At 67.5% G+C, this 1,530-nt stretch carries 1 protein-coding gene; it reads right to left on the reverse strand.

The genetic code is table 11. The annotated features are described in order from the left end of the window. Window positions 1-42: 42 nt before the first annotated feature. A complete protein-coding gene (locus tag ABZ490_RS52145) occupies window positions 43-1,281 on the reverse strand; it encodes an IS110 family transposase (RefSeq protein ID WP_359008128.1) in 1,239 nt (412 codons plus the stop codon). Between the last annotated feature and the right edge of the window lie 249 nt (window positions 1,282-1,530).

The following is a 1,530-nucleotide window of genomic DNA, read 5'->3' on the forward strand; positions in this document are numbered from 1 at the left end:
GCTCTCTTGAAAATGGCCTGAGTTGATGCGCGTTGGTAGAGGTCAAGCGGTCTCTTCTCGCGGGGTGACGGTGATGTCGAGGCCGAGGGCGGCGAGTTGGGCGATCAGGCGGCGGGTGTGTCGTTCCTTGCCGAGCCGGTTGGTGAAGTGGTCGGGGCCGAGGTCCTGGTAGGGGACCAGGTCGCGCAGGATGTGCCAGGCGGCGACCAGGATCGAGTGGCCGACCGCGACGGTGGCGCGCTTGGCTCCGCGGTGGGGTACGAGTCTTCGGTACTGGGCGCCGAGGTAGGTGCCCTTGCTGCGGGCGGCGGTGGCTCCGGCCATGAACAGGGCGGTCTTGAGCCAGGTGTCACCGTGGCGGGTGCGCCCGGACAGCCGCTTGCCGGCCGACTCCTTGTTGCCCGGGCACATCCCGGCCCAGGACGCGAGGTGTCCGGCGGTGGCGAAGCGGCTCATGTCGACACCGACCTCGGCGATCAGGATCTGGGCCATGACCAGGCTGATCCCGGGGATGGTGATCAGCAGATCGACCTGCTGCCGCAGGGGCAGCAACTGTCGGTTGATCTCCTCGCTGAGCCGCGCGATCCGCGCGTCGGCCTCGTCGATCGCGCGGAGCATCGAGGCGGCCATGAACGCGTGGTGCTCGCTGAAGCTGCCGGTCAGCGCCCGGGTCAATAAGGGCACCTTGCCCTGCAGGCTGCCCAGCGCCAGGTCCGCCAGCACCTGTGGGTCGCGTTCGCCCGCGACCAGGGCGTCGAGCATGGCGCGTGCGGAGCGGCCGGTGATGTCGCTGACCACCGAGCTGAGCTTGATCCCGGCGTCTTCCAGGAACATCGCGAGCCGGTTGACGTCGCGGACCCGGTCGCGGGTGGTCTCGGTGCGATACCGGGTCAGATCCCGCAGCTGCCGGATGTCACGCGGCGGCACGAAACTGGGCCGGACCAGACCGTACTCGACCAGTCGGCAGATCCACTCGCAGTCCTTCACATCGGTCTTGCGACCTGGAACAGTCTTGATGTGCTGGGCGTTCAGCAGCCACGGCTCGATCCCCTCGGTCGCTTCCAGCAGGTAGAACAGGGGCTTCCAGTACGACGCGGTCGCCTCCATGCCCACCCGGGTGATCTGGTTCTCCACTAGCCAGTCCCGCAGTTCCAGCAGACCGTCACTCATCGTGGAGAACGTCCGTACCTCACGACGCGCGCGCTTCCCCGAACCCGGCAGCCGGATACACACCTTCGCGTCCGCCTTGCTCAAGTCGATCCCCGCGCACCGCTCTTCCATCACGTCCACGAACCCTGCCCCTCCCGCCGAGACGATCCCGACGGGCGCCCGCCCATCCGAGGCCACAGGATTCAAAGACGCTCTCTTGCGTGCTCATGGCAACAACACTGGATTCCTGCACACGGCCCCCGCGTCCGACTGGCTATCGGGCTCACTCGCACCAAGCAAAAACGACGTCCTCCGGACGGGCACCCCGCCCCATTTTCCCGGCCCCGGGGTGAGGCCGAAAGGCCTCGGGATGACTGGCTA

Source organism: Streptomyces sp. NPDC005811, from assembly GCF_040630405.1.
In the GTDB taxonomy this organism is placed as follows: domain Bacteria; phylum Actinomycetota; class Actinomycetes; order Streptomycetales; family Streptomycetaceae; genus Streptomyces.

Excerpts from the sequence above, each read along its gene's own strand:
- ABZ490_RS52145 (WP_359008128.1), bottom strand. The coding sequence starts at position 1,281 with ATGGAAGAGCGGTGCGCGGGGATCGACTTGAGCAAGGCGGACGCGAAG.